The sequence below is a fragment of the Streptomyces sp. NPDC057682 genome (assembly GCF_042799575.1).
In the GTDB taxonomy this organism is placed as follows: domain Bacteria; phylum Actinomycetota; class Actinomycetes; order Streptomycetales; family Streptomycetaceae; genus Streptomyces.
On the sequence record NZ_JBHVIN010000003.1, the window covers coordinates 13,741 to 36,182 of the forward strand.

3 protein-coding genes are annotated in these 22,442 nt (G+C 75.0%); all 3 read right to left on the bottom strand.

Annotation, left to right across the window (positions count from 1 at the left end):
- Positions 1-91: 91 nt before the first annotated feature.
- The gene (locus ACFVDM_RS05365) at positions 92-541 is read right to left on the bottom strand and encodes a spore-associated protein (protein ID WP_383633592.1); all 450 of its coding nucleotides are present in this window, start codon (positions 539-541) and stop codon (positions 92-94) included.
- 107 nt (positions 542-648) lie between these two features.
- Positions 649-8,163 carry an amino acid adenylation domain-containing protein gene (locus ACFVDM_RS05370; protein ID WP_383633595.1) on the bottom strand — a complete coding sequence of 2,505 codons (7,515 nt, stop codon included), beginning with the start codon at positions 8,161-8,163 and terminating at the stop codon, positions 649-651.
- Positions 8,160-22,442 (bottom strand): amino acid adenylation domain-containing protein, encoded by a 14,283-nt coding sequence (locus ACFVDM_RS05375; RefSeq protein ID WP_383633598.1) that lies wholly within the window; start codon positions 22,440-22,442, stop codon positions 8,160-8,162. Before ACFVDM_RS05375 ends, ACFVDM_RS05370 begins: the two co-directional genes overlap by 4 nt.

Here is a 22,442-nt window from a genome sequence, read left to right on the forward strand (position 1 = left end):
CACGACGACCACGCTCCGGTGACCGTCACGTACTGGTGAGGAACGGCCCGCCCCCGGTGGGAGCCGGGGGCGGGCCGGTGAGCGGCGCGGATCAGCGGACTTCGAGGGTCCGCTGTTCCTTGAACGAGGCGCAGTTGGAGTTCTCCACGGACACGTACACATTGGCGATGTGGCCGCCCCAGCTGACGCAGTGACCCTTGCCGTAGACGTAGGCCGGACCGGCGTACGACGTGTAGCTCCCGTAGTCGCTCGCCGACGCGTCGGTGTCGGGGACGTAGAGGTACGCCGACATGTCCTTCGCGACGCCGGGGGTGGACCGGATCGTCACGACACAGTTCTTGCCGTTCGTCGCGTTGTACGTCAGGTAAACCGTGCCGAGGGAACCGACGGCTGCCGAGTTGACGGTCTTGTACGAGCTCCCGCAGACCTTCTGCGGGGTGGTGTTGGGCGCGGCGGACGCGGTCGGGCCGAGGGCGGCCGTCGCGCCCACCATGAGGGCGGTCAGGGCCCCGGCGGCGGCGAGAGTACGGATGTTTCGCATATTTCCCCCTTATAGTTCCAGGAGACTTTTGCTCCCACTTCTTGGGATATCCGGGAGGCACGGATGGTTGTACGCGAATGGCCGGAGACCTGACGATTGGTGATCGTCTACGCTCCCGGACGCGCTCCGGGGGCCGGGAGGAAGCCCGTGCCCTGGAAGTACGCCAGATAACGCGTCAGAACCTCCTCGGTGAGGGGCTGTTGGCGCACGCCCGCCTCCTCGGCCGCCCGGGCGGTGCGGCCGGAGTCGAAGCGACGGTGGTCCGCCTCGTCCTCACCGGCCCCGTCGTCGCCGAGGAACAACTGCGCCGCGTTGTCCGGGTGTTCCGCCACACAGGCCCGCCACTCCTCGGGCGTCACGGGGCGCAGCTCGTACCCGAGGCGGGCCGCCACCTCAAAGACGTGGTCCAGGGCCGGCGCGTCCGGGTTGGTGTAGTGGTACGCCGGTGCCCCGGGCCCTTCGGCGGTGCTGAGGGCCACCACGGCGGCGCTGACGTAGTCCACCGGCACCCAGTCGGTCGTGCCGTGCGCGAGGTCGGGCACCGCTCCGGCCTGGAGGCAGCCCTTGATGAGCTGCCAGAGCAGATCGCGGTCCTGGCAGGCGCCGGTGACGGTGTCGCCGCTGATGCGGCCTGGACGGTGGACGGTCACCGGGAGGCCGCGCTCGCGGGCGAGCCCGACCAACTGCTCGGCGACCCATTTGCTCTGCGCGTACCCGTCGGGCAGAACGGCCGCCGGGCCGGTCGGGGACGACTCGGTGAGCGGTGCGGGGTCCGTCCCGCGCGACGGGGCGTACACACCGGTGGTGGAGACGTAGTGCAGGCCGGGCGAGCCGGAGTCCGCGAGGAGGCGCAGCAGTTCCTCCGTGCCGCCCACGTTGGGCGCGCGCAGATCACCGTACGGGGCGGCGAAGTTGACGCGTGCCCCGTTGTGCAGGACGGGGCCCAGCCGCCGGGCGAGGGCGTCCCGTTCCCCGGGGTCGAGGCCGAGGCCGGGGGCCGCGAGATCGCCGGGGACGGGGTGGATCAAGTCGGCGTACCGGGACTGCCACAGGCCGTAGTGCTCCAGGTTGGCGCGGAGCCGCTGGGCCGCACTGTCGGGGCTCGCGGCCCGGACGAGGCAGTCGACCGGGCCGTCCGTGGCCTCGATGAGGTCGCGCAGCAGGAACGCGCCGAGGAAGCCGGAGGCCCCGGTGAGCAGGGGGCGCGCGGAGGGGTGGACGGGCCGGCGGGCCCGGCGCTCACCGGTGATGTCCGGCGCGAGCCGCACCTCGGCGGCGAGGTCCGGGGCCGCCGCCTCCTCACGCTCCTCCTCCCCCGGAGCCCCGCCGAGCAGCCGGTCGACGCCCTCGACGGTGGGCGTCGCGAACAGGGCCCGCAGGGAGGGCCGCACCCCGCAGCACTCCCCGATCCGGCGGGCCAGGGTGACGGCGAGCAGGGAGTGGCCGCCCAGCGCGAAGAAGTCGTCGGTGACCCCGACCTCGGGCACGCCGAGGGTCTGTGCGAACACCTCGCACAGGGCGCGTTCACGGGCGGTGCGCGGAGCCCGCCCGCCGGCCGGGGCCGCGCTCTCCGGGGCGGGCAGCGCGCGCCGGTCGGTCTTGCCGTTGGGCGTCACGGGGAAGGCGTCGAGCCGGACGTGGGCGGCGGGCACCATGTGTTCGGGCAGGGTGGCGGCGAGGTGGGCGCGCAGTTCGGCCCAGCCGGGGCCGGGCTCGCCGGTGGCGGCGGGCACGGTGTAGGCGACGAGGCGCCGGTCGCCGGGGCGGTCCTCGCGGACGGTGACACAGGCCGCGGCGATCCCGGGGTGCGAGGCGAGCGCCGCCTCGATCTCGCCGAGTTCGATGCGGAAGCCGCGCAGCTTGACCTGGTCGTCCACGCGGGAGACGTAGAGGAGGCGGCCGTCGGGCGTCCATCGGACCAGGTCCCCGGTGCGGTACATCCGGCCGCCGGCGCGGTCGAAGGGGTCGGCGACGAAGCGGGTGGCGGTGAGGGCGGCGCGGCCGTGGTAGCCGCGTGCGACGCCCTCGCCCGCGACGTACAGCTCGCCGGTGACGCCGGGCGGCACGGGGGTCAGCCGGTCGTCCAGGACGTACACGCGGGTGCCGTCGACGGGGGCGCCGATGGGGACGGTGCGGTCGGGGGCGAGAGGCCCCTCCGCGTGCTGGAAGGCGCTCATGGTGGCGCAGACGGTGGTCTCCGTCGGGCCGTAGGCGTTGACGAGGAAGCGGTCCCGGGCCCAGGCGTGGACGAGAGCGGGCGGGCACGCCTCTCCGGCGAGGACCATGGTGAGCCCGGTGGGCAGGGAGTCCGGGGGCATCACGGCGAGGGCGGCGGGCGGGATGGTGAGGTGGGTGACGCCCCGGCCGCGCACCAGGCCGGCGAGGGCCGGGCCCGGCAGCAGTGCTTCGCGGCTGTCGATCTCCAGGCAGGCGCCGGTGAGCAGCCCCATGCACAGCTCCCAGAACGCGGCGTCGAAGCTGACGGACGCCATGTGCAGCACCCGGCTGCCGGGGCCGACGCGCAGCCGCTCGCTCTGGGTCCTGGCCATGGCGCGCACCCCCCGGTGCGTGACGACGACGCCCTTGGGGCGGCCGGTGGAGCCGGAGGTGTAGATGACGTACGCCGGGTTGGCCGGGTCGATGCGGACCGGGGCGGGTGCCGCGTCGCTCGCGCCGAGGTCGTCGGTGAAGAGGTGCGGCACCGGGTGCCCGGGCAGGCGGCGGTGGAGTTCCGGGGTGGTGAGGAGCAACCGGGGGCGGGCGTCGTCCAGCATGTAGGAAAGGCGCTGGGCCGGGTAGTCCGGGTCCAGCGGCACATAGGCGGCGCCCGCCTTGAGGACGGCGAGCAGGGCGATGACGAGTTCGGACGTCCGGGGCAGGGCGACGGCCACCCGGTCCTCGGGGCCCACGCCTCGCTCGGTGAGGTGCCGGGCCAACGCGTTCGCCCGGGCGTCGAGTTCGCCGTAGGTGAGGGTGGTGTGCGCGTCGCGGACGGCCGGGGCGGCGGGGGTGCGCCGGACCCACTCGTCGAAGAGCGCGGGGACCGTCGTGGAGGGCAGGTCGTCGGCCGGCCCGGTGCCGAGGGCGGTGAGGCGGCTGTGCTCGGCGGGGGTGAGCAGGTCGTACGCGTGCAGGGGGCGGTCCGGGTCCGCGGTGACGGCGCCGAGGAGCCGGACGAGCCGGTCGGTGAGGTCCTGGACGGTGGGCGCGTCGAACAGTTCGGTGGCGTAGTCGACGGTGCCCCGCATCCCGTCCAGGGCGCCGGTGTCGTCGTAGGTCTCGGTGAGCGCGAACGACAGGTCGAACTTGCTCACTTCCGCCTCGGCGGGCACTCCGGTGACGGTGAGACCGGGCAGGTCGATGGCGGCGGCCGCCTGGTTCTGGAGGACCAGCATGGTCTGGAAGAGCGGGTGGTGGCTCTGGGCGCGTGCGGGGTTGAGGAGTTCGACCAGCCGCTCGAAGGGGACGTCCTGGTGGGCGTAGGCGGCGAGGTCGAATTCCCTGACCCGGCCGAGGAGTTCACGGAAGGTGGGGTCGCCGCTCAGGTCGGTGCGCAGGACGAGCGTGTTGACGAAGAAGCCGACGAGGCCGTTCGCCGCCTCGTCGGTGCGACCCGCGACGGCCGTGCCCAGGGGGATGTCCTCGCCGCCGCCGTGCCGGGACAGGACGGTCGCCAGGGCGGCCTGGAGCACCATGAAGGCGCTGGAACCGCAGCTGCGGGCGAGCTCCGTGATGTGGCGGGTGGTGGCCCGGTCCACCGAGAAGCCGAGGGTGGCGCCGGTGTGCCGGGAGGTGGCGGGGCGCGGCCGGTCCCAGGGCAGCTCGATCGCCTCGGGCAGCCCGTCCAGCGCGTGCCACCAGTGGGAGAGCTGGCGGCGGACGAGGCTGTCGGGGTCCTTCTCGTCGCCGAGCAGGTCGCGCTGCCAGAGGGTGTGGTCCGCGTAGTCGACGGGCAGCGGGGCCCAGTTGGGCGCCTCGCCCCGTGCGCGGGCGCGGTAGGCGAGGCCGAGGTCGTGGGCGAGGGGCGGCAGGGAGGTGCCGTCGGCGGCTATGTGGTGGACGACGAGCACCAGGACGTGGGCGTCGGGCGCCAGGCGGAGGAGGGTCGCGCGCAGGGGCAGGCTGCGTTCGATGTCGATGGCCTCCGCGGTGGCGGCCGCGACGCGATGGCGCAGCTTCGCCTCGTCGACGCTCTCCACGGCGAACGGGATGACGATGTCGCCGGGTGGGGTGATGTGCTGGCGGGGCCCGTCCTCGCCCTCGGGGAAGATGGTGCGCAGGGCGGCGTGCCGTGCGATGACGTCGGCGACGGCGGTGCACAGCGCGTCGGGGTCGAGCGGTCCGTCGATGCGTACGGCGAGCGGGATGTTGTACGTGGCGGAGGGTCCGTCGAGCCGGTGCAGGAACCACAGCCGCTGCTGGGCGTACGAGAGCGGGAGTTCGGCCGGGCGCGGCTGCGGGACCAGGGCGGGGCGGGTGCCGCCCTCCGCGCCTTCCATAGCGGTGGCGAGCGCGGCGACGGTGGGGTGCTCGAACAGCGTGCGGATGTCGGTCTCGGTGTGCAGGGCGGTGCGGATGCGGCCGACGAGGCGGGTGGCGAGCAGGGAGTGGCCGCCCAGCGCGAAGAAGCTGTCGTCGGTGCCGACCCGGTCCACGCCGAGCACATCGGCGAACAGCCCGGCCAGGATCTCCTCCATGGCGCTGCGCGGCGCCCGACCCGCCGCCGTGCGCGGCACGGTGGGCGCGGGCAGGGCGGCCCGGTCGATCTTGCCGTTGGGGGTCAGGGGCAGGGCGTCCAGCGGCTGGATGACGGCCGGGACCATGTACGCGGGCAGCAGCCGGCCGACGTGGGCGGCGAGCAGTCCGGGGTCGGGTGTCTCGCCGGGGGCGAGGACGACGTAGCCGGTGAGGGTGCGGTCGCCGGGCAGGTCCTCGCGTACGAGGACGCAGGCGGCGCGTACCGCGGGGTGGTCGCGCAGGACCGTTTCGATCTCGGCGGGTTCGATGCGGTGGCCGCGCAGCTTGATCTGCTGGTCGGCCCGGGCCACGTAGCGCACGGTGCCGTCGGCGTCCTGGCGCACCAGGTCGCCGGTGCGGTACATGCGGGCCCCGTCGCCCGCGAAGGGGTCGGCGACGAAGCGGGTCGCGGTGAGGGCGGCCCGGCCGAGGTAGCCGCGCGCGACGCCGGGTCCCGCGAGGTACAGCTCGCCCTCGGCGCCGGGCGGCACAGGGCTCAGCGCGGCGTCCAGGACGTGGGCGCGCATGCCGTCGAGCGGGTGGCCGATGGGCGGGGCGCCGCCGGGGGTGTGGTCGGGGCCGACGTGGTGGGCGGTGGCGAAGGTGGTGGTCTCGGTGGGGCCGTACACGTGCAGGACGGTCGTGCCGGGGTGGGCGGCGGCGACGCGCTGCATGACCCCGGGCGCGGCGGCCTCGCCGCCGGCGGCGACCAGGCGCAGTTGGCCGAGGGAGCCGGGGTCGGTCTCGGCGAGCACGTTGAAGAGGGCCGTCGTCAGGAAGGCGGCCGTGACGCCGTGCCGGGTCACCAGGTCCCGCAGGGTGTCGGGCTGGAGGGGGCCGTCCGGGGCGACGACGACGCGTCCGCCGCGCAGGAGGGGTGCCCAGAGCTCGAAGGTCGAGGCGTCGAAGACGTAGGCGGAGTGCAGCAGGACGGCGTCGGCGGCGTCGTCCCAGCCGTGGTGGGCGGCCAGCGCGGCGATGTCGCCGTGGCGGACGCCGACGCCCTTGGGCAGTCCGGTGGACCCGGAGGTGAACATGACGTACGCGAGCCGGTCGCCGCCCGGTGCGGCGGGGAGGGGGCCGGGCGTGGCGGGGCCGCCGGTGAGGACGCGGCCGGCGCCGTCGACGGTCAGCAGGGCGGTCTCCGGGCCGAGCTGGTGGACCCAGGGCAGCGTGGCGGTCGTCTCGTCCACGACGAGGACGCGCAGGGGGACGACGTCGGTGACCCGGTTGAGCCGTTCGGTGGGCCAGCGGGGGTCGAGCGGCACATAGGCTCCGCCCGCGCGCAGGGTGGCCAGGGAGGCGGTGACGGTGGCGGCCGAGCGGGCGAGGAGGATGCCGACGCCGTCCTCGGCGCCGGTCCCGAGCCCGGTCAGGGCGGCGGCGAGCCGGTCCGCGACTCCGGTGAGCTGTGCGTACGTCAGCTGCTCGCAGGCGCCGGAGACGGCCACCGCGTCCGGGTGGCGGGCAGCCAGCTCGGCGACGGCCTCCGGGATGCTCAGGGCCGTGGTGCCGTCGGGCAGGGCGGCTCCGGTCCCCCGGGCGATCAGCTCCTCGCGTTCGCCGTCGAGGAGGAAGGGCGCGGTGTCGGCGCGGCTCCCGAGGTCCTGGGCCATGGCGGTCAGCAGCTGCCGCATGCGCGAGACGGTATCGGCGACCTCCTGGCGGCCGAGCACGGCGGCCCGGTAGCCGAAGGTGATCCTCAGGGTGTCGCCGGGGGCGACGGTGAGGGTGAGCGGGTAGTGGGCGGCGTCGGTGCCGCTGAAACCGGTGACGGCGAGGCCGGGCAGTCCGCGCTGGGCGGTGCGCAGGGCCTCGGCGTCCATCGGGTAGTTCTCGAACACGACGAGGGTGTCGAAGAGTTCGTCCAGGCCGGTGACGCCCCGGATGTCGCTGAGGCCCACGTGCTGGCTGCCGAGGAGCCGGCCCTGCTCGGCCTGGAGCCGGGTCAGGTACTCCGCCAGGGTCTCGCCGGGCGCGGGCTCGGTGCGCACGGGCACGGTGTTGATGAACAGGCCGACCATGGACTCGACGCCGGGCAGCTCCGGCGGGCGCCCGGACACGGTGGTGCCGAACACCACGTCGGACCGTCCGGTGAGGTGGCCGAGCAGCAGGCCCCAGGCGCCCTGGACCAGGGTGTTGAGGGTGAGGCGGTGGGCGCGGGCCGTCTCGCGCAGCCGGGTCGTCACGGCGGCGTCCAGGTCGAGGACGAGGGTCTCGGGCAGTTCGGCGGCGCCGTCGGGGCCGTCCCGCTCCGCGAGGAGGGTCGGTGCCTCGATTCCGGCGAGGGCGGCGGACCAGGTGTCGAGGGCGGCGGCGCGGTCCTGCTGGGAGAGCCAGACGAGGTAGGCGCGGTACGGGGTGACGCGCGGCAGGGCGCTGTCGTCGCCGCCGGCCGCGTACAGCTCGAAGAGCTCCCGTACGAGCAGGGGCAGCGACCAGCCGTCGAACAGGATGTGATGGCTCGTCATGACGAGCCGGTGCCGGTCCGGCGCGGTCCGTACCAGGGTGAACCGCATCAGCGGCGGGGCGGCCAGGTCGAAGCGGCGGGTGCGGTCGGCGGCGAGGAAGGCGGTGAACCGTTCCGGCACCTCGTCGGCGCCGGTCAGGTCCAGTTCCTCCAGGGGTACGGGAACCTCGGCCGCGACCGCCTGCACGGGCTCGTCCAGGTCCTCGTGGAGGAAGCCGACGCGCAGATTGGCGTGGCGGCGGAGCAGTCCGGCGACGGCGGCGCGCAGGGTGGGGACGTCGACGGGCCCTTCGAGGTCGAAGACGAACTGCGCGGTGTAGACGTCCACGGCGTGCGAGTCGTACAGGGCGTGGAAGTACATCCCGGCCTGCAGCGGCGTCAGGGGGAGTACGTCCTCCAGTTGGAACCCGTTCATTTGCGTCCACCCCACTTGTTCTGCAGTCGGTCGATCTGGGCCTGGTTGAGCGAGACCAGGGGAAGGTCGGACGGCGTCCAGCCGCCTGCTCCGGGCTGTTCGGCGTGTTCCGCGACGGCGCGCAGGGCGCGGTTGAACGCCTCGGCGAGTGCGCCCACGTCCTCCTCCTTCAGCAGGTCGCCAAGCCAGGTCCAGCGGGCCACCAGGCGGGGGCCTTCGGGGAGGTCCTCGGTGTGCGCGTTGATGTCGAGGACGTGGTGCACGGGCATGTCGGGGTCCTGGCTGCGGGGTCCGCCGGCGTCGAGCAGGACCTCCCAGTCGCTGTCCGCCGCCCGGCCCGGGGCCGCGTAGCGTCCCAGATAGTTGAAGCCGATCTGAGGTGCGGGGGCGGCCAGGCGGGGGCCGGTGGCCGGGTTGAGGTGGCGCAGCATGCCGTGGCCGACGCCGTGGTCGGGGACGGCGCGCAGCTGTTCCTTGACGCGCTTCACCGCACGCTCAATGAGCATGGTCCCGAAGCGTGCCGGGTCGCGGGCGTCCAGGGGGCCGGGGTCGACCCGGACGGGGTAGAGACTGGTGAACCAGCCGACCGTGCGGGACAGGTCGATGTGGTTGGCGATCTGTTCCCGCCCGTGGCTCTCCAGGTCGAGCAGGACCGCGGTGTCCGTACGGGGCCGCCAGGCGTTGACGGCGAGCGCGAGCGCGGTGAGCAGGATGTCGTCGACACCTGCGTGGAAGGCGCCGGGGACGCTGGTGAGGAGGGGCTTCGTCCAGGTGGCGGGCAGGTGGGTGGTGAGGGTGCGGGTGCCGTCGGCGGTGTCCAGGAAGGGGTCGAGCGGCCGGTAGCCGAGTTGGGGGTCCGCTGTCCTCAGCGCTTCCTCCCACAGGGGCAGTTCGTCGGTGCGGGCGGGTGTGCGGGCCTGTTCGGCGAGGAGCTGGGACCAGCGCCGGTACGAGGTGGTGGGGGCGGGCAGCGCGGATGCGGTGCCGGTGGCCACCTGCCAGGCGTGGGCGAGGTCGTCGGCCAGGATGCGCCAGGAGACGGCGTCGACGGACAGGTGGTGCACGACGAGGAGCAGCCGGCCGCGCGCCCCGGGTCCGGCGTCGCCCCAGACGGCCTCGAAGACCGCACCGGCGGAGGGCCGCAGGCGTCCGCGGGCCCGTTCGCCCGCTTCGGTGAGCGCGGCCCGGGCCGCCTCGGCGTCGAGCCCCGCGATGTCGATACGGGTGAAGCGGCGCCGGGCGGTGACGGCGCCGGGCGGCAGCGCTTCGAGCACGGTGTCGCCCCCGGCGATGCGGGTGACGCGCAGGCGGAGCATGTCGTGGTGGTCGGCGAGGAGCTGGAGCGCGGCGACGAGGGTGTCCTCGCGGGCACCGGCGGGGGTGCTCAGCACGCCGGACTGGTTGTAGCCGTCGGTGGTGCCGGGGCGTTCCAGGAACCAGGCGGCGATGGGGGTCGGTTCCATGGTGCCGGTGCCGTGGCCGTCCGGTTCGCCCGTGGCGCCGTCCAGCGGTGCGGCGACGGCCGCGATGGCCTCGGGGTTGCGGTGGACGAAGACGTCGCGGGGGGTGACGGCGAGCCCGGCTTCCCGGACGCGGCTGACGAGCTGTATGGACAGGATGCTGTCGCCGCCGAGCGCGAAGAAGTCGTCGTCGGTGCGGACTTCGGGTGCGCGCAGGACGGAGGCGAACGCCTCGCACAGGACGCGTTCGGACGAGGTGCGCGGCTCCCGGCCCGGCCGGGAGCCGTCCGGGCGCTCCGGCGCCGGAAGCGCGGCCCGGTCCGTCTTGCCGTTCGGCAGGAGCGGCAGCGCGTCCAGGGCCACGAAGGCGGCGGGCACCATGTACGGCGGCAGCGCCTCGGTGAGCCGGGTGCGCAGTGCTCCGTCGGTGAGGCGGGCGCCCACGGTGTACGCGACCAGGCGCCGTTCGCCGGGCCGGTCCTCGCGGACGAGGGCGCAGGCGGCGGTGATCCCGTCAGCGGCGGTGAGGGCGGCCTCGATCTCGCCGGGTTCGACGCGGAAGCCGTTGAGCTTGACCTGGTCGTCGGCGCGGGAGACGTAGTGGAGGAGTCCGTCGGCGTCGCGCCGGACCAGGTCGCCCGTGCGGTACATGCGGCTGCCGGCCGGGCCGGAGGGGTCGGCGACGAAGCGGCCGGCGGTGAGCCCGGGGCGGCCGAGGTAGCCGCGGGCGAGGCCGTCACCGGCGAGGTACAGCTCGCCGGTCACACCCGTCGGTACGGGCTGGAGCGCGGTGTCCAGGACGTGGGCGCGGGTGTTGTCGATCGGGCGGCCGAGCGGAACGCCCCCTTCTTCTCCGTGGGCGGTGACGTGGTGGGCGGTGGCGTCGATGGTGGTCTCGGTCGGGCCGTAGAGGTTGTGCACCTCGGTGCCCCAGGCCCTGGCTGCGCGGGCCGCCAGGGCGCGGGTCAGGGGCTCGCCGCCGCAGGCGACGGCCCGCAACGCGGGGGGCGCCGCCTCGGTCCCGGTCTCGGTGAGCAGGAGTGCGAGGTGGGAGGGGACGAACTGGGCGAGGGTGACGCCCTCGTCACGCATCCGGGCCAGCAGCCCGGCCGGATCGTGGTTGAGCGCGGCCGGTACGGGGCAGGTGGCGCCGCCGTGCAGCAGGGGCAGCCAGGTCTCCCACACCGAGGCGTCGAAGCTGGGCGAGGTGCGGGCGAGGACGCGGTCGTCGTCGGTGAGGCCGAAGTGACCTGCCATCCAGGCCATGTGGTTGGTGAGCGCGCCATGGGTGACGACGACGCCCTTGGGCCGGCCGGTGGAGCCGGAGGTGTAGATGACGTACGCGGCGTCGTCGGCGCCCGGCGCGGCGGCAGCGGGCGGCGCCCCGCGTCCGCCCGGCCGGGCGGACCGGTCGCCGAGCGCGAGGCGGGGCACGGAGGCGTACCGGGCGGCCCGCGCCGGGTCGTGGACCAGGAACAGGGCCGGGCGGGCGTCGTCGAGCATGTGCGTGACGCGGGCCTCGGGGTAGTCCAGGTCGACGGGCAGGCAGGCGGCTCCGGCCTTGGCGACGGCGAGCATCGCGACGACCCCGTCGGCGGTGCCTTCGGCGGCGAGGGCGACGAGGTCACCGCGGCCGACGCCCCGGTCGTGGAGGTGGTGGGCCAGGTCGTCGGAGCGGGCGTCCAGCTCGGCGAACGTGAGCTGCTGGGCACCGGCCCGGACCGCGATCCGCCCGGGGGTCCGGGCGGCCTGGGCACGGAACGCCTCGGGGGCGGTACGGGCGCGGACCGGGCGGCCCGGGCCCGGGGCGGCCCGGTCCAGCTCGGCGCGTTCGGCCGCGTCCAGGAACGCGGCGGCGCGGACACGCCCGCCGGGGTCGGCGGCGAGCGAGGCGAGCAGCCGGGTCAGTCGCGCGGCAAGGGCGCGCGCGGTGGCGGGGTCGAAGAGGTCGGTGGAGAACTCCAGGTGGCCGTCGAGCCCGGTGGGCCGGCCCGCGGGGTCGCGGGTCTCCGTGAAGGTGAAGGTGAGGTCGAACTTGCTGATCCCGGTCCGCACGGGCTGCTCGGTCACGGCGAGGCCGTCCAGGACGAGCGCGGTGTCCGCCTGGTTCTGGAGGACGATCATGGTCTGGAAGAGCGGGTGATGGTCCTGCGCCCGGGCCGGGGCGAGGACGTCCACCAGCCGTTCGAACGGCAGGTCCTGGTGGGCGTAGGCGGCCAGGTCGAACGCCCGGACCCGGTCCAGGACTTCGGTGAAGGTGGGGTCGCCGGTCAGGTCGGTGCGCAGGACGAGGGTGTTGACGAAGAAGCCCACCAGATCGTCCAGGGCTTCGTCGGTGCGTCCGGCGACGGCGGTGCCGAGGGGGATGTCCTCCCCGGCGCCGTGCCGCGAGAGCAGGACGGACAGGGCCGCCTGCAGCACCATGAACAGGCTGCATCCCTGGGCGCGGGCCAGCTCGGCGAGCGCCCGGTGCGTGTCCGCGTCCACGGGGAACGTGAAGGCGTCGCCCCGGTAGGTGAGGACGGCGGGGCGCGGCCGGTCCAGGGGCAGGGCGAGCAGTCGGGGGCTGCCGTCCAGCGCGGTGCGCCAGAAGTCGAGCTGGCGGGCGGCCCTGCTGTCCGCGTCGTTCTCGTCGCCGAGGAGGGAGCGCTGCCAGAGGGTGTAGTCGGCGTACTGGACGGGGAGTTCCCGGCGGCCGGGCTCCCCGCCCCGGCTGCGGCGGCGGTAGGCGTCGCCGAGGTCACGGGCGAGTGGGGCCAGCGACCAGCCGTCGCCCGCGATGTGGTGGACGAGGAGGACGAGCACATGGGTCTCGGCGCCGAGGCTGAGCAGCCGGGCCCGGACGGGGAGGTCGGCGGTGACGTCGAAGGCGTGCGCCACCTCGGTGGCCAGCGCCTCGTCCAGGCCGTCCGGGCGGATCTCCCGGGGGGCCAGGTCCAGGTCGGCGTGGTCGGCGGCGAGGACGAGTTGGCGCGGGACCCCGCCGGTCTCGGGGAAGACGGTGCGCAGGCTCTCGTGCCGCTCCACGACGTCCATGAGGGCGCGTTCCAGGGCCGGGGCGTCGAGCGGTCCTTCCAGGCGCAGCACCAGCGGCACGTTGTAGGTGGGGCTGGGGCCCTCGAACCGGTTGAGGAACCACAGGCGCCGCTGCGCGAAGGACAGCGGCAGCGGGTCCGGCCGGTGCGGCGTGCGCACCAGCGGCGGGGCGGCGGCTCCGGCTTCGTCGAGGGCGGCGGCGAGCGCGGCGGGTGTGGGGTGCTCGAAGACCGCCTTGACCTGGACCTCGACGGCGAGCGCGGCCCGGATGCGGGCGACGAGCCGGGTGGCGAGCAGGGAGTGGCCGCCCAGCGCGAAGAAATCGTCGTCGGCGCCCACGGCCGGGAGGCCGAGGACATCGGCGACGAGACCGCAGACGATCTCCTCGCGCGCGGTGCGGGCGGCGCGCCCGCGGGCCGCGGCGTGCGGTGCGGGCGCGGGCAGGGCGCGCCGGTCCACCTTGCCGTTGACGGTCAGCGGCAGCGCATTCACCAGGACGAACGCGGAGGGCACCATGTAGGCGGGCAGGGACCGGCCGACGGCTTCGGTGAGGTCGGCCGGATCGGGCCGGAGAGCCCCGGCTGGCACCACGTACGCGACGAGCCTCCGGTCGCCCGGGACGTCCTCGCGTACGAAGGTGAAGGCGTCGGCGACCCCGTCGCAGCAGGCGAGCACGGACTCGATCTCGCCGGGTTCGATGCGGTAGCCGCGCAGCTTGACCTGGCTGTCGGCGCGGGAGACGTAGGCGATCTGCCCGTCCGGGGTCCACTTCACGAGGTCGCCCGTGCGGTACATGCGCCCGCCGTCCGGGGCGAAGGGGTCGGCGACGAACCGGGTGGCGGTCAGGGCGGGCAGGCCGGTGTAGCCCCGGGCGATGCCGCGCCCGGCGAGGTACAGCTCGCCCGTGACTCCCGCCGGGACCGGGCCCAATGAGCCGTCGAGCACGTACAGCCGCATGCCGTCCAGGGGCCGGCCGATGGGCGGCGGGCCCGCCGGCAGGTCTGCGGCCACGTCGTAGCGGGTGGCGAAGGTGGTGGTCTCGGTGGGGCCGTACACGTGCAGGACGCGGACATCGGGCGCGGCGCCCGCGACGCGCTGCATGGCGTCCGGCGAGGCGAGTTCGCCGCCCGCGCAGACGAGGCGGAGTCCGGCGAAGGCGCCGGGGTCGGTGTCCGCGAGGACGTTGAGCAGGGCGGTCGTCAGGAAGACGGCGGTCACGCCCTGTTCGCGGACGGCTCGGCGCAGTGTCCCGGCCTCCAGGACGCCTTCCGGTGCGACGACGACCGTGCCGCCGCGCAGGAGTGGCGCCCACATCTCGAAGGTGGACGCGTCGAAGACGTACGCCGAGTGCATGAGGACCGCGTCGGTCGCGCCGTCGTGCCAGGCGGAGTCCTCGGCGAGCGCCGCCACGTCGGCGTGGCTGACCGCGACGCCCTTGGGCAGCCCGGTCGAGCCGGAGGTGAACATGACGTACGCGAGCGAGTCCGGGCCCGGTACGGGGACGGTCCTGCCGGGTGCCGGGGGCGCGCCGCGCAGGACGCGGCCGTTCCGGTCCACGACGAGGACCGGGATGCGGCGGGCGGTCTCGATCACCCAGGCGGACGCGGCGGCGGGCTCGTCCACGACGAGGACCCGCACGCCCGCCACCTCGGCGACCTGGTCGAGCCGTTCCCTGGGCCAGCGCGCGTCCATCGGCACGTACGCGGCGGCGGCCCGCACCGCGCCGAGGGACGCGGAGACGACGGCCGGTGACCGGGACAGCAGCACGCCGACGCCGGTCTCGGGTCCCGCTCCGAGAGCGGCGAGGGCACGGGCCAGTTCGGCGGAGACGGTGTCGAGTGCGGTGTACGTGAGCGTGGTGCCGTCGCCGGTCACGGCCACGGCGTCCGGGGTGCGGCCCGCCTGTGCGGCGAAGAGCGCGGGCAGAGTGGTGTCCGGTGCGGGGGCGGGCAGTTCGCGGCCGGTGCCCCATCCGGTGGTGCGGGTGCGCTCGTCGGGTGTCAGCAGGTCGTAGTCCGCGAGGGGCCGGGCGGGGTCGGCCACCACCTGTTCCAGCAGCCGGAGCAGGCGCGCCGCCAGGGCCTCGACGGTGACGTGGTCGAAGAGGGCGGTCGCGTACTCGATCCCGGCGGTGAGTCCGCCCCCGCCCCGCTCCTCACCGAAGGCGAAGGTGAGGTCGAATTTGCTCAGGCCGTTGTGGACGAGCCGGTCCTCGACGTCGAGCCCCGGCAGCTCGGGACGTACGGCGTCCTGGTTCTGCAGGACCAGCATGGTCTGGAACAGGGGGTGGTGGTTGCGGGCCCGGACCGGGTTGAGGCTCTCGACCAGCCGCTCGAACGGCACGTCCTGGTGGGCGTATGCGGCCAGGTCGAACTCCCTCACCCTCCGCAGGAGTTCGCCGAAGGTGGGGGCGCCGGACAGATCGGTGCGCAGGACGAGGGTGTTGACGAAGAACCCGACCAGGTCCTCCAGGGCCTCGTCCGTGCGGCCCGCGACGGGCGTGCCGAGCGGGATGTCGTCGCCCGCGCCGTGCCGGTGCAGCAGCGTGGCGACGGCCGCCTGGAGCACCATGAACAGCGTGGTGCCGGACTCCCTGGCCACGCGCAGGAGTGCGGCGTGCAGCCCGGGTGGTACGTCGAAGGTGTGGACGTCGCCCGAGGGGTCGGTGGTGACCGGGCGCGGGCGGTCGAGCGGCAGGTCGATGAGCCCGGGCAGTCCGGCGAGCGCGGTGTGCCAGTGGTCCAGCTGCTCGCGCAGCAGGCTTCCCGGGGCGTCCGGGTCGCCCAGGACGGCCTGCTGCCACAGGGTGTAGTCGGCGTACTGGATCCCGTCGCCGGCCTCGGGTTGCCGCCCGGCGAGGCGGGCCCGGTAGGCGTCGCCCAGGTGGCGGGCGAGCGGGGCGAGCGACCAGCCGTCGCCCGCGATGTGGTGCAGGACCAGCACGAGGACGTGGTGGTCGGGCGCGGTGCGCAGCAGCCTGGCCCGCAGCGGCGGCTCGGCGGCCACGTCGAACGGCGCGCCCACGGCGTCCGTGACGGCCGCCTCCAGCCAGGCCGGTGCCGTGCTCTCGACGGGCAGCCGGGGCGCGACGACCTCGGCGGGCAGCACCAACTGGTGCGGCACGCCGTCGCGTTCGGGGAAGACGGTGCGCAGCGCCTCGTGCCGCTCCACGAGGTCCAGCAGGGCGCCGCGCAGGGCGTCGGTCTCCAGCGGTCCGTCGATGTCGAGCACCAGCGGGATGTGGTACGAGGAGTTGAGCCCGTCGAGCCGGTTCAGGAACCAGAGCCGCTGCTGCGCGTACGACAGGGGCAGTGGGTCCGGCCGCTCTGCCACGGGGCGGACCGGCGGGCGGGACCGCCCCCGGGTGTCCAGGGCCCGGGCGAGTCCGGCGGCGGTCGGGTGCTCGAACAGGTTGCGCACGGCGAGGTCGGCGCCGAGGACCGTGCGGACCCGGCTGACGACGCGCATCGCGAGGAGCGAGTGCCCGCCGAGGTCGAAGAAGCTGTCGTGCGGGCCGGCACCGGGGCGGCCCAGCACATCGGCGAAGATCCCGGCGAGCAGGTCCTCGCGGGGGTTCAGCGCGCCGGAGCCCTCGGCGGTGGGCGCGGCCTCCTCCTCGGGCCGGGGCAGGGCGCGCCGGTCCGTCTTGCCGTTGGGCAGGAGCGGCAGGTCGTCCAGGACGACGACCGCGGCGGGCACCATGTAGTGCGGCAGCGCCTCCGCGAGGGCGTCGCGCAGGACGGCCGGGCGCGGCCCCCGGTCCGTGGTGACGGCGTAGGCGACGAGCCTGCGCTCCCCCGGCACGTCCTCCCGGATCACCGCGCAGGCGGCGGTGACACCGGGGTGGGTGAGCAGAGCGGCCTCGATCTCGCCGGGTTCGATGCGGAAGCCGCGCAGCTTGACCTGGTCGTCGGCGCGGGACACGTAGTCGAGGAGCCCGGCCGCGTTCCACCGGACCAGGTCGCCGGTGCGGTACATGCGGGCGCCGTCCGGGTCGAAGGGGTCGGCGACGAAGCGGGTGGCGGTCGGCCCGGGCCGGTTCAGGTAGCCGCGGGCGAGGTTGGGGCCCGACAGGTAGAGCTCACCGGTGACGCCGGGCGGCACGGGCCGCAGCCGGTGGTCCAGGACGTAGGCGCGCATGGTGTCGACGGGCCTGCCGATCGGCACCGTCTCGTACGGCGTGTCCGGGGTGTCGGGGACGCGGTGGACGGTCGCGTCGATGGTGGCCTCGGTGGGCCCGTAGAGGTTGTGCACCTCCGTACGCCACAGCGCGGCCGTCTCCTCGGCGAGGGCGCGCGGCAGGGGCTCTCCGCCGCACAGGACGGCGCGCAGGCCCGGCAGGGGCGCGGCGTCGGCCGCCTCGGAGAGGACGAGGGCGAGATGCGAGGGCACGAACTGGGCGACGGTGACACCGAACCGGCTCATCCAGGAGACCAGCGTGTCCGGCTCCGTGTTGGCTCCGGACGGCAGCACGCACACCTCGGCGCCGTGCATGAGGGGCAGCCAGACCTCCCACACGGAGGCGTCGAAACTGGTGGACGTCCTCGCGAGCACCCGGTCCCGCGGCGTGACCGTCAGGTGTCCCGCCAGCCAGGCCATGTGGTTCGCCAGGGCACCGTGGGTGACGACCACTCCCTTGGGGCGGCCGGTGGACCCGGAGGTGTGGATGACGTACGCGGGATCCGCCGGGCGGGGTGTGTACGGGAGCTGTGTGGCGGGGTGCGCGGGCGGCTGGAGCGGTGCGTCGAGGGCGAGTCGCGGGATGTCGCCGGTGGGCACGTCGTCGCCCTCGGTAAGGACCAGGGCGGGGCGCGCGTCGTCCAGCATGTGGCGGATGCGGGCGTGCGGGTAGGCGGGGTCGACCGGCAGGTACGCGGCGCCCGACCGCAGCACGGCCAGCATCGCTACGACGGTGTGCGCGGAGGGCGGCGCGGCGATGGCGACCGTGGTCTCCCGGCCCGCACCGCGCTCGTGCAGCACGTGGGCGAGGGCGTCGGCCCGGGCGTCGAGCTCGGCGTAGGTGAGGTGGGTGCGCTCGTCGCGCACGGCGACGGCTTCCGGCGTGCGCAGGGCCTGTTCCCGGACCGCTGCGGGGGCGGTGAGCACCGGCAGGGGCCGGGGTGCGCCGAGACCCCGCGCGAGGAGGTCGTTCCGCTCGGCCGGGGTCAGGGGGTCCAGTTCGCCGATGGGGCGGCCCGGTTCGGTGACGGCCTGGGTGAGGACGTGGGCGAAGCGGGCGCAGAGGGCGCGGGCGGTGGCGGCGTCGAAGAGGTCGGTGGCGTACTCCAGGTAGCCGCCGATGCCCCCGGCGGCCTCCCCGGCCTCCGGCTCGCCGGCGGTCTCGGTCAGCGAGAAGGTGAGGTCGAACTTGCTGCCGCCGTGGTGCCGGGACCGGTCGCGGACGGTGATGCCGGGCAGCTCCGGCTCGGCCCGGTCCTGGTTCTGGAGGACCAGCATCGTCTGGAAGAGGGGGTGGTGGTCGCCGGACCGCTCCGGGTTGACGGCCTCCACGACCCGTTCGAAGGGCAGGTCGCTGTGGCCGAAGGCGGCTATGTCGGACTGCTTGACCCGGTCGAGGAGTTCACGGAACGTCGGCTCGCCGGAGAGGTCGGTGCGCAGGACGACGGTGTTGACGAAGAAGCCGACCAGTTCGTCCAGCACCTCGTCGGTGCGCCCGGCCACCGCGGTGCCCAGCGGGATGTCGCTGCCCGCACCGTGGGCGCCGAGCGTCACGGCGAGGGCCGCCTGGAGCACCATGAACGGCGTGCACCCGGCGGTACGGGCGAGCCGGACGAGCGCGGTGTGCGCCGGGGCGGGCAGGTCGAAGGGGACGGACGCGCCCCGGTGGCTGGGCACGGCGGGGCGGGGCCGGTCGAGGGGCAGGTCGAGCAGGCCGGGGGCGCCGCGCAGCGCCTCCTGCCAGAAGGCGGTCTGCCGGGCGGCGAGGCTGTCCGGATCGCCGTCGTCGCCGAGCAGTCGGCGCTGCCAGAGGGTGTAGTCGGCGTACTGCACGCGCAGCGGCGCCCAGTCGGGGGCGCCCGCGCCCCGGGCCCTGGCCAGGTAGGCGGCGGAGAGGTCGCGGCAGAGCGGGGCGAGGGACCAGCCGTCGGCGACGATGTGGTGCAGCACGAGGACCAGGACGTGCCGGGCGGGCCCGCGCCGGAGCAGGTGGGCACGGACGGCGGGGTCCCGGCTCAGGTCGAACGGGGCGGTGCTCAGGCGGCGTACCGTTTCCGCCTCCCAGGCGTCGGCGTCCCCTTCCGCCGGGGGGTGTGCGACGTGGAGGGGGACGAGCGAAGCGGCGGCGTCCGCGTCGGTGATCCGCTGGCGGGCGACGCCGTCGTGCTCGGCGAACACGGTGCGCAGGCTCTCGTGCCGGACGGCGACATCGACCAGGGCGCGGCGCAGCGCCTCGGCGTCCAGGGGGCCGTCGAGCTCCAGGACGAGCGGAACGTTGTAGGTGTCGCCGGGCGCCTCGGACCGGTTGAGGAACCAGAGGCGCTGCTGCGCGAAGGACAGCGGCAGCACCTCGGGCCGGGGCTGCGGTACGAGGACGGGTCGGGCGCCGCCCGCGGTGTCCAGGGCGGCGGCCAGGGAGGCGACCGTGGGGTGGTCGAAGAGGGTGGCGAGGGCGAGTTCGACGCCGAGGGCGGCCCTGACCCGGCCGGTGAGGCGGGTGGCGAGCAGCGAGTGGCCGCCCAGGGCGAAGAAGCTGTCGTCCACCCCGACCGCGCGGACGCCCAGCACGTCCGCGAACAGCCCGGCGAGTACCTCCTCGTACGCGGTGCGCGGCGCCCGTCCGGTGCCGGTGGCGGTCCGGGGCGCGGGCAGGGCGCGGCGGTCGACCTTGCCGTTGGGGTTGAGGGGCAGCGCGTCGAGGACGACGAAGGCGGACGGCACCATGTACGCGGGCAGCGTGCGCCCGACCCGGCGGGTCAGCGCGGCGGTGTCCGCGCGGGCTCCGGGCGCGGGCACCACGTAGGCGACGAGCCTGGGGTCGCCGGGCGTGTCCTCGCGGACGACGACACAGGCGCCACGCAGGTCCGGGTCGGTGAGCAGGGCGTGCTCGGTCTCGGCCGGTTCGATGCGGAAGCCGCGCAGCTTGACCTGGCCGTCGGCGCGCCCGACGTACTCGATGTCGCCCGCGCCGGTCCAGCGCGCGAGGTCGCCGGTGCGGTACATCCGGCTGCCGGCCGGGCCGTACGGGTCGGCGACGAAGCGGGTGGCGGTGAGCGCGGCGCGGCCCTGGTAGCCGCGGGCGACGCCGTGCCCGCTCACGTAGAGCTCCCCCACCACGCCGGGCGGCACCAGGTTCAGGGCGCCGTCGAGGACGTACAGGCCCATCCCGTCCAGCGGGCGGCCGATGGGCGGCGCACCGGGCGTTGTGGCGGTGACGGGGTGCCGGGTGGCGAAGGTGGTGGTCTCGGTGGGGCCGTACACGTGCAGGACGCTCGTGCGCGGTGAGGCGGCGGCCACGCGCTGCATGAGGCCGGGGGTCGCGGCCTCGCCCCCGGCGGCGACCAGGCGCAGTCCCGCGAAGACCGCGGGGTCCGCCTCGGCCATCACGTTGAACAGGGCGGTCGTGAGGAACAGCGCGGTGACGCCGTGCCGTTCGACCGCCTCCCGGACGGTGCGCCCCTCCAGGACGCCGCCGGGGGCGACGACCACCCGGCCGCCGTTCAGGAGCGGCACCCAGAGCTCGAAGGTGGAGGCGTCGAAGACGTACGCGGAGTGCATGAGGACCGCGCCGGACACCCCGTCGGTCCAGGCGCTGTCGGCGGCGAGGGCCAGCACGTCTGCGTGGGTGACGCCGACACCTTTGGGCAGTCCGGTGGAGCCGGAGGTGAACATGACGTACGCGAGCCGGTCGGGTCTGCTGATCCGGGGCAGCGCTCCGGGCCGTTCCGGCGCTCCGTCGAGCACCCGGCCGCAGCGGTCCACGACGAGGAGCGGCAGACGGGCAGCGGCCTCCCGGACCCAGGGTTCGCGGGCGGTCCGCTCGTCGGCGATCAGGGCGCGCACGCGGGCCGACCCGGCGACCCGGCCGAGCCGTTCGGCGGGCCACGCCGCGTCCATCGGGACGTAGGCGGCGCCTGCGGCGACGGTCGCGAGGGTGGCGGCCGGGACCGCGGCCGAGCGCCCCAGGAGCACCCCGACGCCGTCCTCGGCACCGATGCCCCAGCCGGTCAGCGCGCCCGCCAGGTCATCGGCCACCCGGTCGAGTTGCCGGTAGGAGAGGGTGTGCGCCCCGTCCTCGACGGCGGGGGCGTCCGGGGTCCGGCGTATCTGGTCCCGGAACGCCTCCGGCAGGGTTCGCGCGACGGCCGGCTCGGGCAGGGCGGTGCCGAGTCCCTGGGCGCGCAGGGCGGTGCCGGTGGCTTCGTCCACGAGCGGCAGGTCGCCCAGGGGCAGGCCGGGGTCGGCGGCCGCCAGGGCGGAGACGAAGGACACGACGGCCTGCTCGTGCAGCCGCACGTCCTCGGGGTGGTAGAGGTCGGGGCGGGCGTCGAACCCGATCAACGGCCCCTTGCCTTCGGCCCGTTCGGAGACGAAGAGCGACACGTCGTCCACCGGGCCGACCGACAGCACCCGGGAGGGCGCGGGGATTCCGGCGAAGTCCCGGTCGTAGTCGTAGCCCATGATGTTGACGACGATGCCGGTGAGGCGGGCCGCGTCGTCGCCCGGGTTCAGTTCGCGGGCGAGTTGTTCGCGGGAGAAGCGCCGATGGCGCAGGGCCCCGCGCATCTCGGCCGCGGCCTCGCGGACGAGGTCGCCGACGGACATGGCGTCGGTGGGCGTCAGGCGCAGCGGCAGGATGTTGGCGGTCATGCCGACGATGTGCCGCAGCCCGCCGTGCCGGCCGTTGGAGGCGAGGCCCACGGTGACCTCGCGGGTGCCGGTGACCCGGGCGGTGTACGCGGCGACCGCGGCGACCAGGACGGCGCTCCACGTGGTGCGGTGGGCGGCGGCGAGCCGGCGCAGGTCCTCGAAGACCTCGGCGGACAGGGACTCGCCGGTGTGGAGCCGTAGGCCGGAGGTGGCCGGTGCCTGGTCCGCCGGTGCGGGGAGGTCGGTGCGGCGGCGGATGAGGGTTCGGCCGCTGTGCGTGCCGTCGTCCCCGGTGGTGTCGGGGGCCTGCTCCGCGAACCTGGCGGTCCAGTAGGCGCGGTCGGCCTCGTGGCGGCCGGATTCGCGGTAGGCCGTCTCGTCGGCGACGAGTTCGCGCAGGGGCGCCGCGGGCAGCGTGATCCCGGCGAGGTCCTCGCCCCGCACCGCGCGTCCGTAGAGGTCGGCCACGACGCGGGTGAAGACGGCGCCACCGAGGCCGTCGACGGCTATGTGGTGGAAGCGGACGTACCAGTAGGACAGCCCGGCACCGGCGCGGAGCAGGGCCAGGTGGTGGCGGGGGCGGTGCGGGGTGTCCGGCGTGGCCATGTCCGTCGCCAGGTAGCGCTCGACCTCGGCGGCGGGGTCGGCGGCCCCGGACACGTCCACGACCCGGAGCCGGCGGGCGCCCGGCTCGCGGACGACGCGCTGCAGGAGGGTGTCGCCCTCCGTGACGAACTCCAGGTTCATGCTGTCGCACAGCTCGCAGGCCCGATCGACGGCGGAGGCGAATAGCGCCTCGTCCAAGTCGCCCCGGATCTCGAAGCATTCACCGATGTTGTATTTCGGGCTGTCGGGGTCGACGAGTTGCCCATACCAGACGCCCTGCTGGGCTGCGGTCGTCCCGAAGAACTCTTCGGGAGCGGATTCCGGGGATACAGAGCCGTTTTCGCGCAT

Bases quoted from the DNA above. Each gene is read 5' to 3' on its own strand.
- ACFVDM_RS05375 (WP_383633598.1), bottom strand. From the start codon at position 22,442: ATGCGCGAAAACGGCTCTGTATCCCCGGAATCCGCTCCCGAAGAGTTC.
- ACFVDM_RS05370 (WP_383633595.1), bottom strand. From the start codon at position 8,163: ATGAACGGGTTCCAACTGGAGGACGTACTCCCCCTGACGCCGCTGCAG.
- ACFVDM_RS05365 (WP_383633592.1), bottom strand. From the start codon at position 541: ATGCGAAACATCCGTACTCTCGCCGCCGCCGGGGCCCTGACCGCCCTC.